Origin of the sequence: Streptomyces sp. NPDC051136 (assembly GCF_044455745.1) — a bacterium.
Classification (GTDB): Bacteria; Actinomycetota; Actinomycetes; order Streptomycetales; family Streptomycetaceae; genus Streptomyces.
In genome coordinates, this window is record NZ_JBITFE010000003.1 from 606,830 (window position 1) to 629,111 (window position 22,282).

Consider the following 22,282-nt stretch of genomic DNA (forward strand, 5'->3'; position numbering starts at 1 on the left):
ACGAGGAAGTGACGTAGAACGTGTGACCGGTGACCGCCGGGGCCCGCCCGGCCCCTACGACCGGCCCGCGCCCGCGATCTCCGGCAGCAGCGGCACCATGCGGTCCCAGCGGGAGATCTCGCACCCATCGCGGCGGTCGTACGTCGCGTCGACCGGACGTCCCGCCCAGATGCCGGTGACGCGCGCGGTGGCGGGGCCGCCGTACTGCATGGTGCAGACACTCCCCTCGGCCACCGGCGCGAAGGTGTCCCGGCCCCACCGGGTGTCCTGCTCGACGGCGGCGCAGGCGCCCTCCGGGTCGGGGTGGTCGCCGTCGGTGGGGTGGCAGTACAGCTCGTACGTGCCGTCGAAACCCGGGCCGGCGTCGCGGACGGTGACCGTCAGGTGGTCGCCCTCCGCGGTGCCGGGACCGGCGGCCGACGCGGCGGCCGGGTGCGCGGCGCAGACGGAGGCGAGGGCGGCGGCGGACAGGGCGGCGGCGCCGAGGAGGCGGGCCGCGGGGGTGCGGGAGATCCGGTACATGACCTGCCCAACGCGCCGGCCGTCCGGACGTTGCGCGCGCGGCCGCGGCGTACACCGTGCGGACGCCCCCGGCAGGCCGTAAGGGCTTTGCCCCGCGGCCCGCCCGCCTAGTACCGTAGGGGTCGATTGGTGACAGCGCGCTCAACTGTGTCATCATCGGCACGCGCCACTCGCGCTCGCACGCGAAGTGGTGATGTTGTCTGGAGGCGTCGCCTAGTCCGGTCTATGGCGCCGCACTGCTAATGCGGTTTGGGGCTTACACCCCATCGAGGGTTCAAATCCCTCCGCCTCCGCACCGACCACCGAAGCCCCGGCCCGCACCGCCGGGGCTTCGGTGTTGTCACCGGCCGGTGCCGGGCAGACCCAGGAAGGCCCCGGACAGGCGTTTGTGCAGGTCACAAGGGGTGCGGCCAATGGATTTCACATGACGGCGGCAGTCATGTAATGTTCTTCCTGTCGCCGCGAACGGGCCGGAAGGAACGGGAGCGGCGGTAAAACTGAACAAGACAAGCACTCGTAGCTTAACGGATAGAGCATCTGACTACGGATCAGAAGGTTGCAGGTTCGAATCCTGCCGAGTGCACACAGGTCAAAGGCCCCGCCGGGAAATCCGGCGGGGCCTTTGACATCAACGGCTGACATCAGTGCGTCCGGAAAGGCGCCCTCAGTCGTCCGTCTGCTCTCCATCTGACCCCTCGTCGGGACCATCGAGATTGAGCGCGTCGTCCATACGCTCCGCAGCAGCCCGCAGCGTCGTGTCCATCACGTGCGCGTAGGTGTCGAGCGTCATCGTGATGGTGCTGTGGCCCAGTGTCTCCATGATCGTGCGCGCGTCCACCCCTCGCGAGAGGAGCAGGGAGGCGCAGGTGTGGCGGAGATCGTGGACCCTTACGCGCCGCACTTTCGCGTCCCTGCACAGGATCGTCAGCATCCTGTTGAGGCCGCGCGGATCGAGGACTCGCCCCGCCTGCGCGGTGAAGATCAGTCCCTCAGGCTGACCCGGCGCCGGCTGCCACTTCTTGCCCGAGACCTTGCGCTCTCGCTCTTGCTGCTCGCGGTGGTGGGTGAGGGCGCGCACGAGATGCTGTGGCAGGGACACCGTACGGATGGACCGCGTGGTCTTCGGCGTCCCGAAGAGGAGTTCCCGCCGGATGCGCTGCACGTTCCGGCGTACTCGGAGCTGCCGGTTCGCGAGATCGACGTCCGACCACGTCAGGGCGAGCGCTTCCCCGCGCCGTAGCCCGGTCGACACGAGCAGCAGCCACAGGGCGTACAGCCGGTGCGTGCGGGCGGTCTTGAGCAGGATGCGCACCTCGGCGCCGTCCAAGGGGCGCACCTCCTTGGGTGTGACGGTCGGCGTCTCAACGATCCGGGCGACGTTCCGTGCGATCAGTTCCTCGCGCATCGCTTGCTGTAGGGCCGACCGCAGCACGGCGTGTACGTACTGGACGGTCCGGGCGGACGGAAGCCGCTTGCAGCACTTGCCCACGGCGCAGCAGCCGCGCTTCCCCTCCGGACGCTCGTAGTCGGCGCCACGCAGGCAGCAGAGGCACGATGCCTTGAACTCGGTGAGGAATCGGCGTACGTCCGCCGGGGAGAGGCGGTTGAGCCGCTTCTTGCCGAGCGCCGGCCGGATGTAGAGCCGGGTCAGCCCCTCGTAGCTGTTGAGCGTGGCCGGCTTAAGCCGTTCCGGGGCGATGGTGGCGAGCCAGTACGTCAGGTAGTCGCCGAACCCCATGGTTGAGGACGCTGCCGGGATGCCCTGCCGGGTCTTCTCCTGCAACTCCGTGAGCTTGTCGGCCACCTCGTCACGGGTCTTGCCGTAGACGAACTTCCGCGTGCGCGTCCCGTCGGGGCGGAAGACGTACGCGGCGGCGTGATACCGGCCGTCGGTGCGCTTGGTGATCGTTCCTTCGCCGTTGGCGCGTCGCTTGGCCATCAGGCAGCTTCCTCCAATCGGTCGCGCAGGTACGCGCGAACGCTGTCGACCGGGACGCGGCGGGCCCGTCCGATCTTGATGCTGGGGAGTTCGTTGGAGCGGATCAGGTCGTAGACCTTGAAGCGACTGATCCGCAGAGCCTCCATGACCTCCGGGACGGTCAGGGCTTCAGGCGTCGTGGGTACGGCGGTGAGCACGGCAGACCTCCGTGGGCAGTTGGGGCCGTCGGCCCCCTTCTGGGAAGTCCGCTACTTCCGCTACCGCCGCTACCGTGCAGGTCAGGGGCCTGTCGGAGGTAGCGGGAAGGGGTAGCGGTAGCGGATGGGTAGCGGATGGGTAGCGGGGCGGTAGCGGCAACCGACCCCGGTTGCCGCTACCGCATCAGTGCTGGTCAGACCACGTTTTCAGTGCCGGGTAGCGGAGGTAGCGGACTTTCGGGGGGTGGGGGGCAGTAGCGGGCCCACGCGTCCCAGAGATCGGCGCTGTAGTAGCCCTTGAGGACGCTCCCGGCGGTCTTGATGTTGCGGGAGGCGATGGGCTCGTTGTCCGCCGTCATGTACTCCGCGAGCATCTTGCCCAGGCGCCGGTTGTCGAGCGGCTTGCCGTGCAGGTCCGCCCACGGCGCATCGTCCAGGGCGTTCAGCCGGTCCAGGATCGCGACCGTGGGAAGCCGGTCGATGCCGACCATGACGTGATCGCGCAGGTCGGACAGCAGCCGGACACCGAGGCTGCCTTTGTCGTTGGCTTTGGAGGCGGCGACCAGCGTCACGCACGCCTCCCGGGCCCGGACGGGCCAGTCGCCGCCGGCCGCGTCCGCGATGGCGAGCAGGGGTTCCCACACGTCCGCCGGCCGGTCGGTCACGCCGTCGGGCATCTCGGGCCACGCCCCCATGACCTGGTCGCGGGCCTGCTCGGTCCACTGCGCGAGCCGGTCACGGAGCTTGTGGCCCTCTGCTTCGTGGAGGCGGGCGCGGAAGGATTCCACGGTCTCGTTGCGGGCCCGGCGCCGCATCCGGATCACGACGGAGCGCGTCATGATCGTGTCGGGCAGTGCTCCGAGGCCGGCGACCGCGACCGCGCAGTACGACGGGAAGGCTTGCACGGTCTGGTTACCGCCGTCGCCGATGCACCGGTACGTCACCCCGGTGCGGCGGTGGCCGGCGTTGAGGAAGCCGCGCAACTCCTCGTTGTCCCCCGCCTTCGGGCCGAAGATCGTGTCGATCTCGTCGAACAGGATCGTGGGCCGTCCGCTGGGGTTGGACACGGACCGGAACAGGGCGGCGGCGGACGCGTTGACCGCCGTCATGGGCTGGGGCACGAGGGTTTCCACGACCTCCAGCGCACGCGACTTCCCCGACCCCGGCTCGGGAGAGAGGAACGCGAGCCGCGGTGTGGAGTCGAAGCAGTCGAGCAGGTGGGCGTGGGCGTCCCACAACGCTACGGCGACGTAGGCGGCCTCGTGGGGGAAGACGTTGAACCGGCGGTGGAAGGCTTCCACCTCGTTGAGCAGCGCGGCCCCGTCGATGGTGGGGGTCATGCGGCGGCCCTCCCTTCCAGGGATGCGGCGGGCTTGCCGGTGCAGAAGTGCTGGTGGGCGTCGTACTCGTTGACCAGCGCGGCCACGGCGTCCTGTCCCCGGGCGGTGCGGGTCTCTCCGCAGGGGCAGGCGTAGGCGGCGGTGGGGGTGGCGCCGTGGCGCTTGGACCAGCGGGCGCCGTCGTAGTGGTGCCGGTAGACGGGCGGCGCGTAGACGCGCAGTCCGGGCCGGTCCGGTGTCGGGTCCGGGCTGGCGGCGGGCGGTCCGCCGGCCGGGGGCCGGTTCGAGCGGGGAAGAGCAGTCAGGACGCCCTGTCGGGCGACGCCTTTCGGCTCGCCCACCGCCGCCGGGTCCACAGGCAGTGGAGCGGCGTGCGGACCGGCCGGGGCGGTGGTGATGCTCTTCAGGGAGGGGCGGCGGGGCGTGCTCATGCCGCCCTCCTGCGCTGGTTGTGGGCGATGGACCAGTTGAGAGCGCTGCGCAGGGTGGAGTGGCACTCGGCAGCGGTGAGTCCGGTCGACTCCCCAGCCTCCTGAAGAGCCTGTTCGACCACGTGCCGGGGGAGGTCGCCCCACGCGACGAACCGCCCCAGAGCGCGCGCCGCCCGGAACAACGCGGCCTCCCGCCCGCCATGCTGCGAACGGGCCACATTCCAGGCCTCGTTGGTCAGTGCTACGTCCGCGTATCGGCGGGATTGCCCCACGGCGGCCGTTGACGGCGCCTCAGGCGGCTTGGGGGCGGGACGGAGGATGCTCAGCAGCCATCCGGGCACCGGAACCGTCTCAGGGCCGCACAGGGCCTCGTACGGTCCGGTGGGGGTGGTGCTGCCCGCGGCGACGACGTAGCCGCCCCATGCCCGGGTGTCGACCGACGGGGCCACGGTGCGGGCGGTGTTGGCCAGCCGGACGCCGGGCGGTGCGGTGAAGTAGAGGTGCTGTCCGCCGCTCGCGGTCCGCACCCGGTAGGTGGCGGGGACGGCGTGCCCGGCGCGCTCGCAGAGCGCCCTGAAGGTCGTCGCGCCGCAAGGCGCGTCCCCACTGCTCTTGTCCTTGGGCACGTCGAGGTCGACGACGACCAGCCCGGACGGGCCGGTCGCGATCCCGACGTTGAACGGGACCGTCGACCAGGTCGCGCGGATGCGGTCCGGGTCGGTGGTGGCCCGCTGCTCCCACTTGAGGTGCCCGCCGGCGCACGGCCCGGTCCCGGGGCAGCGCTGCTCCCCGTGGAAGGCGGGCCGCTTGGTGCCGGGACGCAGGGGGAAGACGTGCCAGCCGCGGGCGGCGGCTTCGAGTGCTGCGCAGAGCAGCGCGGACGGGGGCTGATGGGTCATGCTGGAGGTCTCCAGTTCCCTTGATGGTGCTGGCTGGCAGGGGCGGCCCCGTGTTCTTGGCGGAATCGGGGGGCCGCCCCTGGCGTACTCAGGCGATGTCGAGGGCGAGCTGTGCCGGTCCGGGGTCGACTACTTCGAGCCCGGGGGCGGCGAGCAGGGCGCGGTAGGCGATGGCGGCCTGGCGGATGACGACGCCGTTGCCGAGGATCTTGAGCTGGTCCGAGCGGGACAGTCCGAGGTCGGTGCCGGTGACCCAACCGGGATCGGCGCCCATCATCCATTCCACGAACGCGGGGGCCAGGCGGCGGTTGCCCTTGGTGCCCGGCTCGGTCGGCTCCGGCGCGGGACGGCCCAGCACCTGTTCCCAGCGGCGGATGGCGGGGCCGTAGTCGGTGCCGTTGGTGGCCACCCACCGCCGGTCTAGCAGTACGGCCTGGCCGGGCAGGCAGTAGTGGCCGACCGTGTCGCGCTGGTTGGGGCCGCCGTGCCGCCCATCCGACACCTTCGAGGTCGACAGCAGGTTCACTACCACCTCGTTGAGCGGGCGGGAGTTGACGCCGATCAGGTTCGAGGCGCCGGACTTCCAGTCCCGGGCCGCGGGAGTGGGCAGCAGCGTGACGGCGGTGCGCAGGTTCATCCCGCCCCTGCGCTTGGGCGAGATGCCGGGGCCGCCGGTGCCGTCGGCGGCCGCCGGGGTGGGCAGCAGCCTCAGGCCTCGGTCGGGGGCAGCAAGAACACCACTTCGTCCTCCAGCGTCGGCCCGTGCCCACCCGCCTTGCGCTTGTCCGGATGCTGCGGTCCCCCGTTCCTGCCGAGCTGTGAGGTGGGGGTCTTCAGCAGCGGGATACGCGACGGCGAACCAGCGGTCGCGCCGGTGGCAGGCTCCGACGACGGGATCTCCAGCGCGAAGGCACATCCACCGCGCGTCGTACCCGATCGCGGCCAGGTCGGCGGCGACGACGTCGAGTCCCCGGGAGCGGATGGCGGCGACGTTTTCCAGGAACACGAGGCGGGGTCGAAGTACGCGAATGGCGTGGGCGACGGTTTTCCAGAGTCCGGAGCGGTCACCGGCGATCCCTCCCCGAGGTCCGGCGTTGGAGATGTCCTGGCAGGGGAAGCCGGCGGTCAGCGCCGCCGGACGGTCCATGGACGCGGCCACGGCCGACCAGTCGACAGCGGTGACGTCCCCGAGGTTGCGAGCGTGGGGCATGCGGGCGGCCAGCAGCCGGGAGGCGGCCGGGTCCTTCTCCGCGACCGCGACCGTGGGCAGGCCGGTGACGGCTTCCACGGCCTGGTCGAGCGCGGCGGACCCGGTGCACAGGCTGACGTTGCCACCCTCCGGCGGCACAGCGGACAGATGGGTCATGCTGGAGGTCTCCAGTTCCCTTGATGGTGCTGGCTGACAGGGGCGGCCCCGTGTTCTTGGCGGAATCGGGGGGCCGCCCCTGGCGTAGCTAGCTGTAGAACTTGTTGCGCTTGATCACGGCCTTGCGGATGTTCACGGTCGTGCCGCCCTGGTGGCCGCTCGCGCTGAAGATCTGCACGGCGATCCATCCGCCGAAGATCACGGCCGCGAGGGTGATCAGTTGGGTGATGAACGCGGTGAGTGCGGCGATGAACGAGGTGAGCAGGAGCAGCCCGCCGCACACCGCGAGGAACCCGACGCCCCCGAGGGCGACGTTCACGGCCGTCCGCGAGACGGCCGGCTTGGCGACGACCGGTTCTGAGTGCGCGGGGTTGATTGCGTAGCCGGTGACGACGCGGCCGTCGGGCAGGACGATGCTTGCCACCGCCGGAACGGCCCCCGGCTGCACCGGCACGACCGGTGCCGACGCGGCCACGGCGGGCGGGTACGGGGTGGGCTGGTGGACTTCCACGGCCCGCTGCACGGGCACGTGCGGGGTGTGGTCGGGGTACATGCGGAATCCCTTCCGAACGTGGATCAGGGAGGCAGCGATACCCCCTTGGAGGGGCGCTGTGGAGGGGGGTTTCGGGGGTCTGACCTGCGTGCCTCCCTACCTCCCTGAACGATCATTCGCGCAGGTCAGGGCCAGGGAGGCGGGTCAGGGAGGCGGTCAGGGAGTTCTCCCTGCCTCCCTGCCCCGTCGGTCGCTTGCTCCCTGCTCTCATTCGGCGGAAGCGGAACCCTCGCCGTCGCGGTTGGCGAGGGCGCGGACGATGCGGTCACGGGAGACGACCATGACGCCGTCGGACTTGCGCGGGGCGGCGTCGGAGTCGTCCAGGACGCGCTTGAGGTCGATGAACGACCAGTCGCCGTAGGCGTCCGCGTTGCGCGCGGCGAGCCGGGCGAGCACGTCCTTGGTGCGCACGCGGGGGGCGTCGCCGATGACGGCGGCGATGTCGGCGAGCGGGTCGTGTTCCACGGTGCGGTCGATGGCGTGCAGGGTGGTGACGCCGTCGCGCAGGGCCTTGGCCCGGTCGGTGATGGCCACGGCCGCGTCGTCATCGATGTAGTGCGTGCGCACCGTGATGGACGACTGGCCGGCCGGGATGCTGATGCCGTCGGAGGCGACGACCAGGGTTCCCCGGTCCAGGCCGGGCCGCAGGAGGTTGGGGGCGGCGCCGCCGTCGACGGCCTTGTCCCCCAGGGCCATGCGGGCCTGTGACTCCGTGCCCAGGGCGAGGGAGGCGCGGGTGTGGGCGCCCTCGCGCACGAGCTTGGGCAGGTTCTCGTTGGTGGGGTCCTGCGTGCCCTGCCACATCAGCACGTTGACCGCACGGCCCTGGTTGTGGATCTTGCGGACGGCCATGAAGTAGCGGGAGTTGGCCTTCGAGCCGCCGTAGGGGCGCTTGTCGGCGTCCTTGGCCGGGCACATGAACGCCACCTGCGCCTCGTCGACCAGCACGATCAGCGGCGGGAACACGGTGCCGGGCGGGGCCTGAATGCGGCGGTTCATCTCGTCGACGGCGCCCTCAACCATCTCGGTCACCTGGATGACGTGCTCATCCGTCGGACCCTGGATCAGCGTCTCCGCGAGGCCGTCGAACATGGCCCAGTCGCCCACGCCCTTGAGGTCGCCCATGAGGAACTGCACCGACCGGTCCAGCGACAGCCACAGGGCCAGCGACCGCAGGGCCACGGTCTTGCCCTGGTTCGACAGACCGGTGATCAACAGGTGGCGCTGGTACAGGCTCAGGGCGGCGGCATCGCCGCGCAGATCCTGACCCCACGGCGCCTTTCCCTTGGCGTAGTCGGCGGTCATCGTGTCGTCGGTGACCAGCGGGGACGGGCCGATCGGCTCGTCCAGCGCCCCGGAGTCGGCGACCCACAAGCGCACCGTCCGCGCGGCCTGCGGGATCGTAATGAACACCTCGTGCTCGTGCCGGGTCAGGTTCTCCGCAAGCTTCCGCCGCCGGTTCTGCACCTCGATCGTGGACACCCCGGACGGCAGTGTCACGTCGACTTCCACGCCGCATCCGGCGATGGTGATCGGCCCGAGCATGGACGCGCCGGCGTCGCCCATCTCCTTGATGGCGTTGCGCAGGGCGGGGACTCCGAGGTCGCGCAGGGCCTTGACCACGATGGACGGGGTGATCGGCTCGCCCTCGCCGTTGCGGACGTTGGCGGGCAGGGTCCAGGCGGGGGCGGCGTGCTGCTTGCGGCCGACCGACCACAGGGCCAGCAGGGCGAGGAAGGGGCCGATGGTGAGGGCCGGACCCCAGACGACCTGCACGATCCGGATCAGCAGCGCGATGAAGTCGACCGTGGCCGACAGCGGCGTGACCACGTCACTGACCTGGCCCGTGTTGATGGCCATCACGACTCCGAGGGCGACCAGGACGCCGACGCTCATGCCGGCGCCGACGGCGACGCCCTTGGCGGCGTCGACCGGGGAGTGGAGGAGGTCCATGCGGCGGTGGTGGCGGGCGGCGCGGAAGCGCTGCAACCGGTCCTCCCACTCCTCAGCGGCTTCGAGGTTCCCCGCGGCTTCCGCCGCGCGGATCATCCGCTCGTACCGCGATCCGGTGCGGCCGTCCCAGGCCCGACGGGCGGCGATCCGGCCGCCGTTGAGGGTGTAGAGGCTGTGCCGGGCGGCCGCGCGGGCGGCGGCCCGGGTCGACTCGTGCGTGGCCACGGCCTTGACCGCGCGGCCCGAGCGCACCCACAGCGGCACCGGCCGGACGGGCGGCGCGTAGGGGACGACGGCCAGCGTGGTCACGTTGTCGGCGGGCGGGTCGGTGGGCTTGTGGAGGTGAACGACGTTCTTAGACATGCGGGGAGTGCTCCTGACTACCCCTGGAAGGGGCGGGAGATGAGGGAAGGCGCCGGGGCCCCGCCGGCACTTGCGGGCGGGGGCCGTGGGGCCGTCAGCGGCGGGAGCGGGTGCGGTTCTCCGCGCGGCTGAGCTGCGAGGGCCGCGTGCGCGGGCCGTCGACCCAGCAGAACGGGCGCAGGCCGTCAGCGGCCTTGAAGGTGCGGATCGCGGCGCCCTCGGGGGCGTGCGGCAGGGCGTAGACGCGGCCACCGGCCAGGGAGGCGAGCAGGCGGGCGCCGTGGTGCTCGCACCCGTCGGCGCCCGCGTTCGTGGCGTCGAGCACGGTCACGGAGACCGGCCCGGCGCACGGGGTCGGGTCCTCGGGGTGCGCGGCGGGACACCGCCGGGCGGTGTGCTGCACGCTCACCACCACCCCGACGACTTCTTGGCCGCCTTCGCCTTCGCGGCCTCGCTCACGATCCGCTGCCGCTCGGTGGTGAGCGCGGCGATCTCGGCGACGAGGCGGGTTTCGGCGGAGTTCCAGGCGGTCTCCAGCTTGCGTTCCGCGCGGGCGGGGTCCTTGCCCCGGCTGACGCGGTAGCCGCCGCCGGCCAGACCGGCGAGGATCGCGCGGCGCTCGCGGCCGTCCAGTGGCCACAGCTCCCGGTTCTGCACAGCAGCCAGCTTGCGGTTCGCCTGCGCGATGGCACGGTCCAGGCGGCGGGTGTCGGGCTTGCCCATGTCAGGCACTCCTCGGGCAGTCGGAGGATTCGGGGAAGGCGCAGGCCACGCACGTGCCGAGGGTCGGCGGGATGACGTAGCCCGCATCCCGCCGGCACGTGGGGCAGGTCCGCCGGGCCGTGTTCGCCGCCGCGAGGGCGGCCCACCGGCCCGGCGTCATCGGCCGGACCGGCTTGGCCAGGTCGACGCGGTAGAGGTGGGCGACCAGCGGGCCCCGGCGGCGGCGCGGCCGTTCGAGGGTCGCGGCCACCGCCTGACCGCCGGGGCGGAGTCCGGCGGCGCGGAGCTGTCGGCGGGTGGCGTAGCCGTCCGGGGCCAGGTGCCACCGGTAGACCGGCAGCGCCGCCATCAGCCGGCCTTGGTCGGTGCGGCGGCGCGTTCGGCGAGGAGCGTGTCCCGCAGGGAGCGGGCGTTCGCGGGCGAGGTGCGGATGGCACGCCGGATGCCCTCACCGGTCACCTTCGCGTCCGACCAATCGGCCGTCGCCGCGCGTGCTTCGGCGAGCAACTGATCCGGCGTCCGCTTCGGCCGGGTCGGCCTGGCCGCGTCCGGGACACGGCCCGTGGCGCGGCGCGGGCGGGTCGACTCGGCGGCCACCGCACGCGGCTCGATCGGCTTGGCGGGGGCCGGTGCGATCGAGGGGTACGGCTTGGCCGGCAGGGTCGACTTGAGGAAGCCGACGGCCACCGGACGAGGCAGTGCCGCCGCGTTCGGGGTGATCGGCGCGGGGGTCGATACCGGCAGGTCAGCCGTAGACCGTTTACTCACGGTCTCGGTGGATTCCTCCGCATTCGCGCTCGCGGCCGGAATCGGGGCGGGGCGGTGGTGCAGCACCTTGGCCACGAGGTCGGAACCGAAGTAGATCGACCCGACCGGCAGCGACGTGGCGAGCAGGACCAGGGCCCAGTTCGCCGGGTCCCAGTCGGCCAGCCGCCCCCAGTCGACCGTGCGGCCGTGCAGCTCAGGGACCAGACCGTGCACGTAGTTGAGGACCAGCGACGCGACCGTGTAGGCCCCCAGCACGCGCAGGGCGAACGTGCGGTCGCGGTCGGCCAGGACCAGGGTGGCGATCAGGGCGAGCGCCATGAGGCCGTCGACCACGAACGGGTACAGCATCGCGGCCGTGTCGTCCGCGCCGACCGCGCCGGCGATGTCCCGCAGCGCGTTCCACGAGACGCGGAAGGCCATGGCGACCACGGCGACCAGGGCGAGGACGAGGGCGGCGCGGCCCTTGCGGTGAAGGTTCATGCCGCGCCCCCGGCGGTGAGCAGGGCGGCGAGGATGAGCAGGGCGCCGCCGGTCATGGTGAGGTCGACCGCGCGGCGCAGGCACGTGAACTTGGCGACCGCGATCCGGGACAGTCCGGCGATGTCGGCGGCCAGGTCACTGGCCACGGCGGCGCCGATCTCGTCGGCGGTCAGGGTGGCCCACAGGGGGAAGCCGTGCCGACCGCCCAGGTTCGGGCGCACCGACCGCAGCAGCAGACCGGCCGCGGCGACCAGCAGCGCCAGACCGAGGCCGCCCGCGATGAGGGCGGGCACGGTCAGGGGCAGGTCGCGGGCGACGGTCCAGGTACCGGCGAGCAGGGCGCCGACGAACGCCAGCAGCAGGGCCGTCTTGGTGTCCGTCCGCGTGATCTCCGCCTTCACCTCGGCGTGCGCGGCACCCAGGTTCCGGTCGGTGGCGCTCACGCGGCACCACCGGACAGGCCCGTCGTTCCGGCCGTGCGGTTGACCAGCGCGGCGCGGGCGGCGAGCGCGCGGCGGCGGGCCCGGCGGGTGCGGCGGTCGTCCAGCTCGGTCGGCGTGCGGTCGAGGGTGACGATGTACGCGTCCAGCAGGTCAACGTCCGCGAGGATCACGGGCATCTCCTGCTCGATCGCGTCCAGCTCCGCCTTCGTCGGCTCCATGTAGTCGGCGAACGCGGTAACAGCGTCCTGAACAGTAACGATGTGGTCCATTGGGTCTTGTTCCTTCCAGAGAGGAACGGCCCGAACGCGGCTCCCGGGGTGCCACCCGGGAGCCGCTTGCCGTTGGAGTCGGTTCCGGCTCCCCGCGCTCCCGTCCGTACGTCCTCACGCAGTGCGCGGGACGGACGGGCGGGAGAGGCAGCCGGCCGCAGCGTGACGCGCTGCGTGCCGTGGTGGACCGTGCTTGCTGTCCAGGCGCCGCCGACCGGTCCGTAACGGTGGCGCTCAGGGTTTTCGTCGGTACATCACGAGTCCTTTCGGCCAGGTCAACAGGGGTGAAGCACTGCAAGGGGGATCGCGTCCCCACTCTCCGGCCGTCGCTCGCGGTCGCCGGGCCACCTCGCCAGTACGGGCCGTAGCCCTGTTCCACCTGGCCTTTAGCGGGATTGCAGCGTCCCCGCCCTGTGCATCAGCGCAGGCAAAAGCAACTCAAGGGAATTGCTCCGCTTGCTCAACTTGTTGGTACAAGTTGATGCAGTGATGCTGCACCCACGGACAGTGAGTCGTCAAGAGTTTGGAGCCCACATGTACCAACAAGTTGCGCGAGTGAGCCATGATGGGGGAATGAGCAAGCAGCCGAAGTACCGGCAGGTGGCCGATGCCCTGCGCCGAGAGATCGACAGCGGCACGTACGCGCCGGGCGCGCGGCTGCCGTCCGAGAGCGACCTGATGAAGCGGTTTGACGCCTCCAGGAACACGGTGCGGAACGGACTGAGTCTCCTGGTCAGCCAGGGTCTCGTGTCGTCGAGCCAAGGGCTGGGCTACGAGGTTCGCTCGCACGAGGTGTTCAAGCTCAATGCGTCCCGGTTCGAGAATCTGGACTTCCCGCAGAACGGCGACGCGTACCGCACGGACGTGACGAACGCCGGCCGACGACCGCACCAGACGTTCCGAGTCGAGATGACTCCAGCGTCACCAGACGTTGCGGAGCGGCTGAAGGTCGACGCAGGGTCCACTACGGTTCTGCGGTTCTGCCACCGGTACGTGGATGACGTCCCGTGGTCCACACAAGCCACCTGGTACCCGGGGTGGCTCATGGAGCGGTCCCCACGGCTCGCTGAGCCGGGCGACATCGAAGAGGGAACCACTCGGTATCTCGCGTCGCACGGGATCGAGCAGGTGGGCTACTTCGATGAGATCGCAGCGCGAATGCCGACTCCCGAAGAGGCACGCCTCTTGGAGATCGGCGCAGGGGTGCCGGTGCTGCTCTGGACGCGTACCGGTTACTCAGTGGATCGGCCGATCCGCTGCACGGTCACCACATTCCGGGGGGACCTGAACCAGATGAACTACGAGATCGGCACCCTGTCCGGCCGGGAAGAGAACGAGCCTCAGTGAGAATCTGCTCAGCGCAACCGAACGATCTGGCCAAGCTGCTCGCCTTCCGAGAGGAGGCGGCGGCTTGGCTGTCTCGTCTCGGTACCGACCAGTGGCAGCGCCCGTACCCGGCTGACAAGCTGCTCGCCACCATCGAGGCGGGAGAGGTCTTCATGGTGCGTGATGGTGACGCCACGGCAGCAACGATCACGTTGACCCCGGAAGCGGAGGATGGGCTGTGGACCGCAGAGGAGCTACGGGAACCCTCCCTGTTCATCAACAAGCTGACCGTGGCGCGTACGCATGCCGGTCAGGACCTTGGCGGTCGGCTGCTCGATTGGGCCGGGGACCGTGGCTTCCGTGCCGGCGCCCAGTGGCTTCGTCTCGACGCCTGGACGACGAACTTCGGTTTGCAGGCGTACTACCTGCGCCATGGATTCCAGCATGTCCGGACGGTTCGCCAAGGGGTCGCTGTAAACGGTGGACCAAGGGTGTCAGGGTGGCTCGCGCAGAAGACAACGGGACCCACCGCTCACGGATTCACTGAAGAGACCGCGACTCCCAGGCGGATGGCCTAACCTCAAACTGCTCGACCCGCCGAAGAAAGCACACGCCTAGTTCACTGATCTCTTTTGCGGTCGGTAGGCCGTATCACGAGATCGATCTGCAGTGAGAGGGAAGGCTGGAAGTCATGAGTCGGTTCAGTGCGAACACCAATGCACATCACCTGCACGGTATATTGGAGCGCGTTCGCAACTCCGAAAAAAAGCGACTTCGCGACGGTTGGGCGATAGCACTTGAAACGCCTTATGGTAATGCTGACTTTGCGCGTATGCACTCGGAAGTCGCCAACCTCCTCAGTGCTACTTGTCGAGATGTGGACGCTCTGGGAGGTCGGCAGAGCGATCGGATCTCGCAATATTTCCCTGCATGGTGGACTGCGGTTGTGTACCCGAATGGGGCTTGGGTAGCGGATATGGGATGCCATAACCTGATATCTGAGCAAGCGCTAGATGTGCTGGCGGTAACCGCGGACCTGATCGCCGGGACGCTCGCTGGCAGCTCGGCGGCGCCCCGCGGTGGGGATCTGTCTGACCTCAGGGATAAGTGTGAAGAGTGGTTGACACTCTTGGAAGAGATTCCCTCGGGGAGTATTTCCGATGGAACGCGGGATCAATTGTCAGTTCAGGTGGCGCACCTCATTTGGTTGATTGACAATGTCAATCTTTTCGGAGGGGCCAGGGTTGCGCAGCAGACGGAAGGGCTGGTCGGGTCTCTAACTCAAGCTGTTGGTGGACTTCCAACTGCATCCCCTATTCGTGGAAAACTTGGCGCAGCGGTCGTAGCTCTGATGAGCATTCTATTTGTTTTCAATCAGGGTGCTGAACTAGCGCAAGCTTCCATTGAGAACGCTCAGAGTGTGGTGCGCGAGATCACGCAGGGTTACGAGGACCTCACGGACTGATGGCAGAGTCGGCCCTGGCGCAGGCGGTCGGCACGCCGGGGCAGGGCGCGTCGTTGACATCAGCCGCTGACATCAACACCGGCGTACAGGATCGTACGTTGGCGTACTGCCCGCGATGCCGACAGCACGGCTGATCACCGGCTTCCAGTGAGCTGGGGCACGGTTGCTCTGGGACGCACACGCCTACGGATCAGAAGGTTGCAGGTTCGAATCCTGCCGAGTGCACAGTGAGTCGGAAGCCTCGTGGATTAGTCCACGGGGCTTCCGGCTTTTGTTCCGGCGCGACCGGGTTCCGTACCCCCGCCCTCCCCTTCATGTGGTGGCCCGCCCGGGGTGGACGCGACGGCCCGGGACGAGTGCGCGCAGGTGCGGGCCGCCGCGCAGGCACCACAGGGCGATGACCGGGTCGCAGATCGCGCAGCCCAGTGACGAGTCGTGGGCGAAGGGGAGGATCGGGCTTCCCTTCAGGTGGTGGACGACGTCCCATGCGGTGTGCAGCAGCCAGCCGATGCCGATGAACGTCCAGGACGTCAGGCCCCGGTAGGCGACGTAGAGCAGGAGCGCGCCGAACGGGAGCTCCCAGCCGCCCATGCCGCCGCCCGAGAAGTAGACGCCACCCGCCCCGGCGATCCCGACGGCGTTCAGGGGCCGGCGGTGCGGGTCCGGGACGAGGGAGAGCAGGAGGACGACGAGCAGGCCGATGCCGATCGGCGTGACGTGGGGAAGGAGGCCGGCGAGGTTCATGCGGGCACGTTAAGCAGCGTTCGGGGCAGGTCCCAGTGGCGTGAGTGACAGTTTCCGACCGATTCTCGCCGACGGGATTCGAGGCCAGGGGCGCCGGGAGTCGGACGACACGGCGGTTGTGGCCGGCCGGACGTGATCACAGTGCCCAACTGTGTCTAAGGTGTGCGCATGTTGAGAGGACCAGTCTTCATATCCGACCGGCCGCGTCTCGACGGAGGCCGACGGTGAACAAGCCGCTGAGGGCCGTGGCGATCTTCTGCGGGCTGCTGGTGCTCGGCCTGCTGGTCCGCGCCAACTGGCTGCAGTACGTCCGTGCCCCGGAGCTGGCCTCCGACACCAAGAACCGGCGGGTGCAGATCGAGCAGTTCGCCACCCCGCGCGGCGACATAGTCGTCGGCGGCCGGGCGGTCACCGGCTCCAAGGAGACCGAGAGCACCGACCTCAAGTACAAGCGCACCTACGCCGACGGGCCGATGTACGCGCCCGTGACCGGATACGCCTCGCAGGCGCAGGGCATGACGCTGCTGGAGAAGACCTACGACTCCATCCTCACCGGGAAGGACGACCGGCTGGCCTTCCAGCGGTTCGCCGACGTGGTCAGCGGCGAGGGGCGGCGGCCCGGTTCGGTGGTCACCACCATCGACCCGAAGGCGCAGAAGGCCGCCTGGGACGGGCTGACCGACCTGAAGGGCGCCCGGGGCGCCGTGGTCGCGCTCGACCCGCAGACCGGGAAGGTGCTGGCGCTGGTCTCGGCGCCCTCCTACGACCCGTCGGCGTTCGCGGGCAGCACCTTCAAGGAGTCCGACCGCTTCGTGGCGCTCGACAAGAAGAAGAACAAGCCGCTGGCGAACCGCGCGCTGCGGGAGACCTTCCCGCCGGGCTCCACCTTCAAGATCCTCACGGCGGCCGCCGCGCTGGAGCACGGCATCGTCACCGACGTGGACGCCCGCACGGACGCCGTCTCCCCGTACCCGCTGCCGCAGTCCCGGAACAAGATCGGCAGCGAGGCGGGTGACGCGGTGTGCAGCAAGGCGTCGATGAAGACCGCCATGCAGCACTCCTGCAACAACGTCTTCCTCGACGCCGCCTCCAGGCTGGGCCAGGACAAGCTGCGCGAGACGGCCGAGAAGTTCGGCTTCAACGAGGACGTCTACTCCGACGACTTCGGCGACCTGCTGGCCGCCAAGAGCCTCTACCCCGAGAACCTCGACGCGCCGGGCACCGCGCTCACCGGCATGGGCCAGGGCAGCCTCACCAGCACGCCGATGCAGATGGCCATGGTCACCGCCGGACTCGCCAACGACGGCAAGGTGATGCAGCCCTACATCGTCGACGAGGTCAAGGGCCCGGACCTGGACACTCTGGAGAAGACCGAGCCCGCGGTGATGAGCGAGGCGGTCTCCGCCGAGACCGCGCAGAAGGTCCAGGAGATGATGGAGTTCACCGCCAAGGAGGGCAGCGCCCGCCGCGCCCAGATCGACGGCATCACGGTCGGCGGCAAGACCGGTACCGCCCAGCGCGGTGTCGACGTGAACGACGAGGTGCCGTACGGCTGGTTCGTGTCCTACGGCAAGAAGGACGACGGGTCCTCCGTCGCGGTGGCCGTGTTCATCGACCCGACCGACATGGACATCTCCCGCGGCGACATCTCCGGTGGCGGGCTCGGCGCGCCCATCGCCAAGAGCGTGATGGAGGCCGTGCTGAAGCCGTGACGGCGCAACGCCGTGACGGCGTGGAGCCGGTGCGGACGGCGGTGGGTCAGGGTCTCGCCGCGTCGTAGGCCGCGCGGGCCCGCTCGACCGCCGCCATCCGCCGCTCCGTCCAGCGCGCGAGGTCCCGGACCTGTTCGGCGGCCTCGCGGCCGAGGTCGGTGAGGGAGTAGTCCACGCGGGGCGGGATCACGGGCTTGGCGTCCCGGTGGACCAGGCCGTCGCGCTCCAGCGTCCGCAGGGTCTGGGCCAGCATCTTCTCGCTGACCCGGCCGATCTCCCGGCGCAGTTCGCTGAAGCGGTGGGCGCGCTCCAGCAGGGTGATCAGGACCAGGGTGCCCCAGCGGCTGGTGACGTGCTCCATGACCAGGCGCTCGGGACAGACCGCTTCACTTTCCACCATGACCGTACGGTACGTCCGGGCGGGCGCTCACCAGGAGTGAGTGCCCGCCCGCTTCCGTCGCCGGGCGTTGTCAGTGGGGTCCTCTACTGTCGGCGGGGATGGCACAGGCATGGAAGTGCGCGGGGCTGCGGTGGTCGGCGGACGGCCCCGTGCTGACGTGGGTCGGGGGCCGGCGCAGTGTGCCGGCCCGGGGGAAGCGGATGGCCTTCGGGGTCGCCGAGGGGGGTGTGCGGACCTGTGTGGGGGCTCGCGGGCACGCGTGCCCCGTGCGGGCCGGCGTGCCGGGGCGGAGCACGGGAGCGCGGTGCGAGGAGTGCGCGCGCCTCGACCGGGCCCATTCCGTGGCCGCCGACACCGTGGCGGACGATCCGCGGCCGTACCGCGTCTATCTGGCGTGGTTCGGTCCCGGGCTCGTCAAGGTGGGGATCACCGCGCGGGAGAGGGGAGCCGCCCGGCTGCTGGAGCAGGGAGCCGTCTGCTTCACCTGGCTGGGCTGCGGGCCGCTGATGGCCGCCCGCAGGACCGAGGAGCTGCTGGGCGCCGCGCTGGGCGTGCCCGACCGCATCCCGTACGCCCACAAGCGCGCCGTGCGGGCCCATGTGCCCGAGTCGGAGGCGGAGCGGGCGTCCGAGATCGCCGGCCTGCACGCGCGGGCGGTGGCCCTCGGCGGCTGGCCGGAGGCGCTGACGCCGGAGCCGTTCCGGGGGGTCGATCACGCCGGTGTCTTCGGGATCGGGGGACCGGGGCGCGGGCCGGCCGCCGTGGCGGAAGTGGCCGAGCTGGTGGCGGGCGGCGCGATCGGGGGTGCGCTGGTGGCGGCGGCCGGGCCGGACCTGCATCTGGCGACGGAGCGCGGGGTCGTGGTGCTCGACACCCGGCTGATGACGGGGTGGGAGCTGGTGTCCGCCGAGGGCGAGCCGTGCGCCGTGCCCGTGCGGGAGCTCAAAGGAGCGGCCGGGGTACAGGACGGGCTGTTCTGACCTCGCTTCCCGGGCCACTCCCCGGGGCGCCCCTGTTCCCGACCCCCTTGTCCAGGGGCGCGCGGGGCGCGATCGTGGCCGCATGAGTGATCAGGAGGCCGGGCAGGTCCGCCGGTTCTGGGAGGGGCTCGGGCTGCCCGGGCTGGTCGACGTGCACACGCACTTCATGCCCGAGCGCGTGCTGCGCAAGGTTTGGGCCTACTTCGACGCCCTCGGGCCGCTGACCGGCGGGGTCGAGTGGCCGATCACCTACCGGCAGGAGGAGGACGAACGGGCCCAGCTGCTGCGCGCGTTCGGGGTGCGGGCCTTCACCGCCATGCTCTACCCGCACAAGGCGGGCATGGCCCAGTGGCTGAACGACTGGGCGGTCGGATTCGCCCGCCGGACGCCCGACTGCCTGCACACCTCCACCCTCTTCCCCGAGCCGGGCGTCGAGGCGTACGTCCGGCGGGCCGTCGATGACGGGGCACGGGTCTTCAAGGCGCACGTGCAGGTGGGGGCGTACGACCCGGCCGACGAGCTGCTCGACGCGGCGTGGGGCGTGCTCGCCGAGGCGGGGGTCCCGGTGGTCGTGCACTGCGGTTCGGGCCCGGCGCCCGGCAAGCACACCGGGCCCGAGCCGATCGCCCGGGTCCTGGCCCGCCACCCCCGGCTGCGCCTGGTCGTCGCCCACCTCGGCATGCCCGAGTACGAGGACTTCCTGGACCTCGCCGGGCGGTACGGGGAGGTGCGGCTGGACACCACCATGGTGTTCACCGACTTCAGCGAGCGGCTCGCGCCCTTCCCGCGCCGCGCGCTGCCCCGGCTGGCGGACCTCGGCGACCGCGTCCTGCTCGGCACCGACTTCCCCAACATCCCCTATCCCTACCTGCACCAGCTGCGTGCCCTGGAGCGGCTCGGGCTGGGGGACGCGTGGCTGCGCGGGGTGTGCCACGACAACGCGGCCCGGCTGTTCGGGCTGCCCGGCGGCACCGCGGAGGAGTGAGCGGCGGTTCCGAGGGGGACTGAGCGGCGCCGCCCGAGCGGTATCTGAGCGAGCGGCCCTGTGCGTTTCTCAGAGAAATCACAGGTTGGGGAAAGGGCCCTCTCAGAGCACCCCGCCAGGGTGTCCGGCATGACCACGACCTCGCCCCAGGGGCGCACCGAACTGCTGAGGCCGGACGGGAGCCCCGTCCGGGTGCTTGTAGTGGACGACGAGCTGTCCATCACCGAACTGCTGTCCATGGCCCTGCGCTACGAGGGCTGGCAGATCCGCAGCGCCGGGGACGGCCACGGCGCCGTCCAGGCCGCGCGCGACTTCCGGCCCGACGCCGTCGTACTGGACATGATGCTGCCCGACATGGACGGCCTGAGCGTGCTGGGGCGGCTGCGCCGCGACCTGCCGGACGTGCCGGTGCTCTTCCTGACCGCCAAGGACGCCGTCGAGGACCGGATCGCGGGCCTCACGGCGGGCGGGGACGACTACGTCACCAAGCCGTTCAGCCTGGAGGAGGTCGTCGCCCGGCTGCGCGGACTGATCCGGCGTTCGGGCGCCGCCGACCGGCGCTCCGACTCCGTACTGGTCGTCGGTGACCTGACCCTCGACGAGGACAGTCACGAGGTCACCCGGGGCGGCGACGGCATCCATCTGACCGCCACCGAGTTCGAGCTGCTGCGCTTCCTGATGCGCAACCCGCGGCGGGTGCTGAGCAAGGCGCAGATCCTGGACCGCGTGTGGTCCTACGACTTCGGCGGGCAGGCCAACGTCGTGGAGCTGTACATCTCGTACCTGCGCCGGAAGATCGACGCGGGGCGCGAGCCGATGATCCACACCCGGCGCGGCGCCGGGTACCTGATCAAGCCCGCGGCATGACCCGGCGGCGACGACCGCGGCCGCGGACCCTGCGGACGCGGCTCGTCGTCGCGTCCGTGGCGCTGATCGCGGTGGTGTGCGCGGTGATCGGCACGGTGACGACGGTGGCGCTGCGCTCGCACCTGTACGAGCAGCTGGACGGGCAGGTGGGCGAGGTCGCGAGGCGGGTGTCCGGGTTCGGGCCGCCGGGTGAGCCGGGGCCCGGCGCGGTGAGCCCGCAGCGGGTCGACCTCGACGAGTTCGTCACCCACGGCGGCCCCCAGCCGCGTGACACGATCGTCGCCGAGACCCGGGACGGCGCCGTCGTCGACGCCAAGTACGGCGAGAAGAACGACGAGAGCACGGAGCCCAGCAGGACGACCGCGGTCTCCCTCGACGAGGACCAGCGCGGCGCGCTCGCCTCCGTCCCCCGGGACGGCGACCCGCACACCGTCGCGATCCCCGGTCTCGGCGACTACCGCGTCGAGTACCACGACGGCTACTACGCGGGCCTGCCGACCGCCGAGGCCGACGGCACCATCAGCACCCTGATCCTGGTGGAGGCGAGCGTCACCGCGGCCGGGCTCGTCGCCGCCTCCCTCGCCGGGGCCGTCATCGTCGGCGTGGCCACCCGCCCCCTGCGCCGGGTCGCCGCCACCGCCGGCCGGGTCTCCGAACTTCCGCTGCACGCAGGCGAGGTGAACCTCGACGAACGGGTGGCGGCGTCCGAGTGCGACCCGCACACCGAGGTCGGCCGGGTCGGCTCCGCGCTCAACCGGATGCTCGACCACGTCCACGGAGCCCTGCACGCCCGGCAGCAGAGCGAGATGCGGGTACGGCAGTTCGTCGCCGACGCCAGCCACGAACTGCGCACCCCCCTCGCCTCCATCCGGGGCTACGCCGAACTCACCCGCCGGGGCCGCGAACAGGTCGGGCCCGACACCCGGCACGCGCTGGGCCGCATCGAGTCCGAGGCCGGCCGCATGACCCTGCTGGTCGAGGACCTGCTGCTGCTCGCCCGGCTGGACGCCGGACGACCGCTGGAGTTCGGTCCGACCGACCTCGTACCGCTCGTCGTGGACACCGTCAGCGACGCCCGCGCGGCCGGCCTCGGCCACACCTGGCGGCTCGACCTGCCGGACGAACCGGCGCTGGTGTCGGCGGACGCGGCCCGGCTCCAGCAGGTGCTGGTCAACCTGCTGGGCAACGCCCGCAACCACACCCCGCCGGGCACGACCGTCACCGCGCGTGTGCGGAGCGACGGCCGGTGGCTGTGCGTGGACGTGGCGGACAACGGACCCGGCATCCCCGCCGGCCTGCTCCCGCACGTCTTCGAGCGGTTCGCGCGCGGCGACTCCGCGCGCTCCCGCGTGTCCGGCTCGACCGGCCTCGGGCTGGCGATCGTGCAGGCCGTGACGACCGCGCACGGTGGTGGCGTGACTGTCGACAGCGCGCCGGGGCGCACGGTGTTCACCGTGTGGCTGCCGGCCGCTCAGGACGGCCCCGGCCCGGCGGGGCACTCACAGGCGCAGCACAGTCTCACCACACGGGTGCGACAGGGGAGTTGAGAACAGTCGG

General features: G+C 70.9%; 25 protein-coding genes and 2 tRNA genes. 10 read left to right on the forward strand and 17 right to left on the reverse strand.

The genetic code is table 11. The annotated features are described in order from the left end of the window. Positions 1-54: 54 nt before the first annotated feature. Complete coding sequence (locus ACIBCJ_RS11950) at positions 55-522, reverse strand: SSI family serine proteinase inhibitor (RefSeq protein ID WP_365979535.1); 468 nt, start codon at positions 520-522, stop codon at positions 55-57. Positions 523-724: 202 nt separating this feature from the next. On the opposite strand from ACIBCJ_RS11950, the gene ACIBCJ_RS11955 reads away from it, so the two are divergent. Together ACIBCJ_RS11955 and ACIBCJ_RS11960 are read left to right on the forward strand one after the other, a co-directional pair. After that, positions 725-815, forward strand: a tRNA-Ser gene (locus ACIBCJ_RS11955). Positions 816-1,032: 217 nt separating this feature from the next. Continuing rightward, a tRNA-Arg gene (locus tag ACIBCJ_RS11960) sits at positions 1,033-1,105 on the forward strand. An 81-nt stretch (positions 1,106-1,186) separates the two neighbouring features. On the opposite strand, the gene ACIBCJ_RS11965 is transcribed toward ACIBCJ_RS11960, so the two are convergent. The 14 genes from ACIBCJ_RS11965 to ACIBCJ_RS12030 form a co-directional block, all read right to left on the reverse strand. Then, positions 1,187-2,461: a tyrosine-type recombinase/integrase gene (locus ACIBCJ_RS11965; RefSeq protein ID WP_365979536.1), complete on the reverse strand. Its 1,275-nt coding sequence runs from the start codon at positions 2,459-2,461 to the stop codon at positions 1,187-1,189. Beyond that, positions 2,461-2,658: a helix-turn-helix domain-containing protein gene (locus ACIBCJ_RS11970; protein ID WP_040251532.1), complete on the reverse strand. Its 198-nt coding sequence runs from the start codon at positions 2,656-2,658 to the stop codon at positions 2,461-2,463. The genes ACIBCJ_RS11965 and ACIBCJ_RS11970 overlap by 1 nt, the downstream gene beginning before the upstream one ends. Before the next feature lie 194 nt (positions 2,659-2,852). Further along, positions 2,853-3,998 (reverse strand): DUF3631 domain-containing protein, encoded by a 1,146-nt coding sequence (locus tag ACIBCJ_RS11975; RefSeq protein ID WP_365979537.1) that lies wholly within the window; start codon positions 3,996-3,998, stop codon positions 2,853-2,855. Next, positions 3,995-4,429: a hypothetical protein gene (locus ACIBCJ_RS11980; protein ID WP_365979538.1), complete on the reverse strand. Its 435-nt coding sequence runs from the start codon at positions 4,427-4,429 to the stop codon at positions 3,995-3,997. The genes ACIBCJ_RS11975 and ACIBCJ_RS11980 overlap by 4 nt, the downstream gene beginning before the upstream one ends. Further along, a complete protein-coding gene (locus ACIBCJ_RS11985; protein ID WP_365979539.1) occupies positions 4,426-5,328 on the reverse strand; it encodes a bifunctional DNA primase/polymerase in 903 nt (300 codons plus the stop codon). The genes ACIBCJ_RS11980 and ACIBCJ_RS11985 overlap by 4 nt, the downstream gene beginning before the upstream one ends. Positions 5,329-5,416: 88 nt before the next feature. After that, positions 5,417-6,694 (reverse strand): DNA cytosine methyltransferase, encoded by a 1,278-nt coding sequence (locus ACIBCJ_RS11990; protein ID WP_365979540.1) that lies wholly within the window; start codon positions 6,692-6,694, stop codon positions 5,417-5,419. Between the two features lie 88 nt (positions 6,695-6,782). Then, a complete protein-coding gene (locus ACIBCJ_RS11995) occupies positions 6,783-7,247 on the reverse strand; it encodes a hypothetical protein (protein ID WP_365979541.1) in 465 nt (154 codons plus the stop codon). A gap of 207 nt (positions 7,248-7,454) precedes the next feature. Beyond that, a complete protein-coding gene (locus tag ACIBCJ_RS12000) occupies positions 7,455-9,563 on the reverse strand; it encodes an FtsK/SpoIIIE domain-containing protein (protein WP_365979542.1) in 2,109 nt (702 codons plus the stop codon). Between the two features lie 94 nt (positions 9,564-9,657). Then, on the reverse strand, positions 9,658-9,966 hold the full coding sequence (locus tag ACIBCJ_RS12005; protein ID WP_365979543.1) for a hypothetical protein: 309 nt from the start codon (positions 9,964-9,966) through the stop codon (positions 9,658-9,660). Between the two features lie 2 nt (positions 9,967-9,968). Next, on the reverse strand, positions 9,969-10,286 hold the full coding sequence (locus ACIBCJ_RS12010) for a hypothetical protein (protein WP_365979544.1): 318 nt from the start codon (positions 10,284-10,286) through the stop codon (positions 9,969-9,971). Between the two features lies 1 nt (position 10,287). Further along, positions 10,288-10,635 (reverse strand): RRQRL motif-containing zinc-binding protein, encoded by a 348-nt coding sequence (locus ACIBCJ_RS12015; RefSeq protein ID WP_365979545.1) that lies wholly within the window; start codon positions 10,633-10,635, stop codon positions 10,288-10,290. Then, the gene (locus tag ACIBCJ_RS12020) at positions 10,635-11,534 is read right to left on the reverse strand and encodes a DUF2637 domain-containing protein (RefSeq protein ID WP_365979546.1); all 900 of its coding nucleotides are present in this window, start codon (positions 11,532-11,534) and stop codon (positions 10,635-10,637) included. Before ACIBCJ_RS12020 ends, ACIBCJ_RS12015 begins: the two co-directional genes overlap by 1 nt. Continuing rightward, positions 11,531-11,977, reverse strand: a complete 447-nt coding sequence (locus tag ACIBCJ_RS12025; protein WP_365979547.1) for a Pycsar system effector family protein — start codon at positions 11,975-11,977, stop codon at positions 11,531-11,533. The genes ACIBCJ_RS12020 and ACIBCJ_RS12025 overlap by 4 nt, the downstream gene beginning before the upstream one ends. After that, positions 11,974-12,246 (reverse strand): DUF6284 family protein, encoded by a 273-nt coding sequence (locus ACIBCJ_RS12030; protein WP_365979548.1) that lies wholly within the window; start codon positions 12,244-12,246, stop codon positions 11,974-11,976. Before ACIBCJ_RS12030 ends, ACIBCJ_RS12025 begins: the two co-directional genes overlap by 4 nt. Positions 12,247-12,819: 573 nt before the next feature. On the opposite strand from ACIBCJ_RS12030, the gene ACIBCJ_RS12035 reads away from it, so the two are divergent. The 3 genes from ACIBCJ_RS12035 to ACIBCJ_RS12045 all read left to right on the forward strand — a co-directional run bounded on the left by ACIBCJ_RS12035 (position 12,820) and on the right by ACIBCJ_RS12045 (position 15,037). Next, positions 12,820-13,593, forward strand: coding sequence for a GntR family transcriptional regulator (locus ACIBCJ_RS12035; protein WP_365979549.1), 774 nt, complete (start codon positions 12,820-12,822; stop codon positions 13,591-13,593). Next, positions 13,590-14,150 carry a GNAT family N-acetyltransferase gene (locus ACIBCJ_RS12040; protein ID WP_365979550.1) on the forward strand — a complete coding sequence of 187 codons (561 nt, stop codon included), beginning with the start codon at positions 13,590-13,592 and terminating at the stop codon, positions 14,148-14,150. The genes ACIBCJ_RS12035 and ACIBCJ_RS12040 overlap by 4 nt, the downstream gene beginning before the upstream one ends. A gap of 113 nt (positions 14,151-14,263) precedes the next feature. Continuing rightward, positions 14,264-15,037 carry a hypothetical protein gene (locus tag ACIBCJ_RS12045; protein WP_365979551.1) on the forward strand — a complete coding sequence of 258 codons (774 nt, stop codon included), beginning with the start codon at positions 14,264-14,266 and terminating at the stop codon, positions 15,035-15,037. A 312-nt stretch (positions 15,038-15,349) separates the two neighbouring features. Here the strand turns inward: ACIBCJ_RS12045 and ACIBCJ_RS12050 are convergent, their stop codons facing one another. Further along, positions 15,350-15,781, reverse strand: coding sequence for a DUF6010 family protein (locus tag ACIBCJ_RS12050; RefSeq protein WP_365979552.1), 432 nt, complete (start codon positions 15,779-15,781; stop codon positions 15,350-15,352). Between the two features lie 224 nt (positions 15,782-16,005). Between ACIBCJ_RS12050 and ACIBCJ_RS12055 the strand changes: the two genes are divergently transcribed. Beyond that, positions 16,006-17,493, forward strand: a complete 1,488-nt coding sequence (locus tag ACIBCJ_RS12055; protein ID WP_362100065.1) for a penicillin-binding protein 2 — start codon at positions 16,006-16,008, stop codon at positions 17,491-17,493. A gap of 46 nt (positions 17,494-17,539) precedes the next feature. Here ACIBCJ_RS12055 and ACIBCJ_RS12060 read toward each other — a convergent pair whose 3' ends face one another. Then, positions 17,540-17,893 (reverse strand): helix-turn-helix domain-containing protein, encoded by a 354-nt coding sequence (locus ACIBCJ_RS12060; protein ID WP_365979553.1) that lies wholly within the window; start codon positions 17,891-17,893, stop codon positions 17,540-17,542. Between the two features lie 98 nt (positions 17,894-17,991). Between ACIBCJ_RS12060 and ACIBCJ_RS12065 the strand changes: the two genes are divergently transcribed. The 4 genes from ACIBCJ_RS12065 to ACIBCJ_RS12080 all read left to right on the forward strand — a co-directional run bounded on the left by ACIBCJ_RS12065 (position 17,992) and on the right by ACIBCJ_RS12080 (position 22,272). Beyond that, positions 17,992-18,873 (forward strand): DUF2797 domain-containing protein, encoded by an 882-nt coding sequence (locus ACIBCJ_RS12065; RefSeq protein WP_365979554.1) that lies wholly within the window; start codon positions 17,992-17,994, stop codon positions 18,871-18,873. 82 nt (positions 18,874-18,955) lie between these two features. Beyond that, positions 18,956-19,858, forward strand: a complete 903-nt coding sequence (locus ACIBCJ_RS12070; protein ID WP_365979555.1) for an amidohydrolase family protein — start codon at positions 18,956-18,958, stop codon at positions 19,856-19,858. Between the two features lie 129 nt (positions 19,859-19,987). Continuing rightward, on the forward strand, positions 19,988-20,725 hold the full coding sequence (locus ACIBCJ_RS12075; protein WP_362510722.1) for a response regulator transcription factor: 738 nt from the start codon (positions 19,988-19,990) through the stop codon (positions 20,723-20,725). Further along, positions 20,722-22,272: a HAMP domain-containing sensor histidine kinase gene (locus tag ACIBCJ_RS12080; RefSeq protein WP_362100049.1), complete on the forward strand. Its 1,551-nt coding sequence runs from the start codon at positions 20,722-20,724 to the stop codon at positions 22,270-22,272. The genes ACIBCJ_RS12075 and ACIBCJ_RS12080 overlap by 4 nt, the downstream gene beginning before the upstream one ends. Positions 22,273-22,282: the final 10 nt, after the last annotated feature.

Excerpts from the sequence above, each read along its gene's own strand:
- ACIBCJ_RS12010 (WP_365979544.1), bottom strand. The coding sequence starts at position 10,286 with ATGGGCAAGCCCGACACCCGCCGCCTGGACCGTGCCATCGCGCAGGCG.
- ACIBCJ_RS12060 (WP_365979553.1), bottom strand. The coding sequence starts at position 17,893 with ATGGTGGAAAGTGAAGCGGTCTGTCCCGAGCGCCTGGTCATGGAGCAC.
- ACIBCJ_RS11995 (WP_365979541.1), bottom strand. The coding sequence starts at position 7,247 with ATGTACCCCGACCACACCCCGCACGTGCCCGTGCAGCGGGCCGTGGAA.
- ACIBCJ_RS11975 (WP_365979537.1), bottom strand. The coding sequence starts at position 3,998 with ATGACCCCCACCATCGACGGGGCCGCGCTGCTCAACGAGGTGGAAGCC.
- ACIBCJ_RS12045 (WP_365979551.1), top strand. The coding sequence starts at position 14,264 with ATGAGTCGGTTCAGTGCGAACACCAATGCACATCACCTGCACGGTATA.
- ACIBCJ_RS12015 (WP_365979545.1), bottom strand. The coding sequence starts at position 10,635 with ATGGCGGCGCTGCCGGTCTACCGGTGGCACCTGGCCCCGGACGGCTAC.
- ACIBCJ_RS12080 (WP_362100049.1), top strand. The coding sequence starts at position 20,722 with ATGACCCGGCGGCGACGACCGCGGCCGCGGACCCTGCGGACGCGGCTC.
- ACIBCJ_RS12075 (WP_362510722.1), top strand. The coding sequence starts at position 19,988 with ATGACCACGACCTCGCCCCAGGGGCGCACCGAACTGCTGAGGCCGGAC.
- ACIBCJ_RS12000 (WP_365979542.1), bottom strand. The coding sequence starts at position 9,563 with ATGTCTAAGAACGTCGTTCACCTCCACAAGCCCACCGACCCGCCCGCC.
- ACIBCJ_RS11980 (WP_365979538.1), bottom strand. The coding sequence starts at position 4,429 with ATGAGCACGCCCCGCCGCCCCTCCCTGAAGAGCATCACCACCGCCCCG.
- ACIBCJ_RS12030 (WP_365979548.1), bottom strand. The coding sequence starts at position 12,246 with ATGGACCACATCGTTACTGTTCAGGACGCTGTTACCGCGTTCGCCGAC.
- ACIBCJ_RS12050 (WP_365979552.1), bottom strand. The coding sequence starts at position 15,781 with ATGAACCTCGCCGGCCTCCTTCCCCACGTCACGCCGATCGGCATCGGC.
- ACIBCJ_RS11990 (WP_365979540.1), bottom strand. The coding sequence starts at position 6,694 with ATGACCCATCTGTCCGCTGTGCCGCCGGAGGGTGGCAACGTCAGCCTG.
- ACIBCJ_RS12035 (WP_365979549.1), top strand. The coding sequence starts at position 12,820 with ATGAGCAAGCAGCCGAAGTACCGGCAGGTGGCCGATGCCCTGCGCCGA.
- ACIBCJ_RS11950 (WP_365979535.1), bottom strand. The coding sequence starts at position 522 with ATGTACCGGATCTCCCGCACCCCCGCGGCCCGCCTCCTCGGCGCCGCC.
- ACIBCJ_RS12020 (WP_365979546.1), bottom strand. The coding sequence starts at position 11,534 with ATGAACCTTCACCGCAAGGGCCGCGCCGCCCTCGTCCTCGCCCTGGTC.
- ACIBCJ_RS11985 (WP_365979539.1), bottom strand. The coding sequence starts at position 5,328 with ATGACCCATCAGCCCCCGTCCGCGCTGCTCTGCGCAGCACTCGAAGCC.
- ACIBCJ_RS12070 (WP_365979555.1), top strand. The coding sequence starts at position 18,956 with ATGAGTGATCAGGAGGCCGGGCAGGTCCGCCGGTTCTGGGAGGGGCTC.
- ACIBCJ_RS12065 (WP_365979554.1), top strand. The coding sequence starts at position 17,992 with ATGGCACAGGCATGGAAGTGCGCGGGGCTGCGGTGGTCGGCGGACGGC.
- ACIBCJ_RS11965 (WP_365979536.1), bottom strand. The coding sequence starts at position 2,461 with ATGGCCAAGCGACGCGCCAACGGCGAAGGAACGATCACCAAGCGCACC.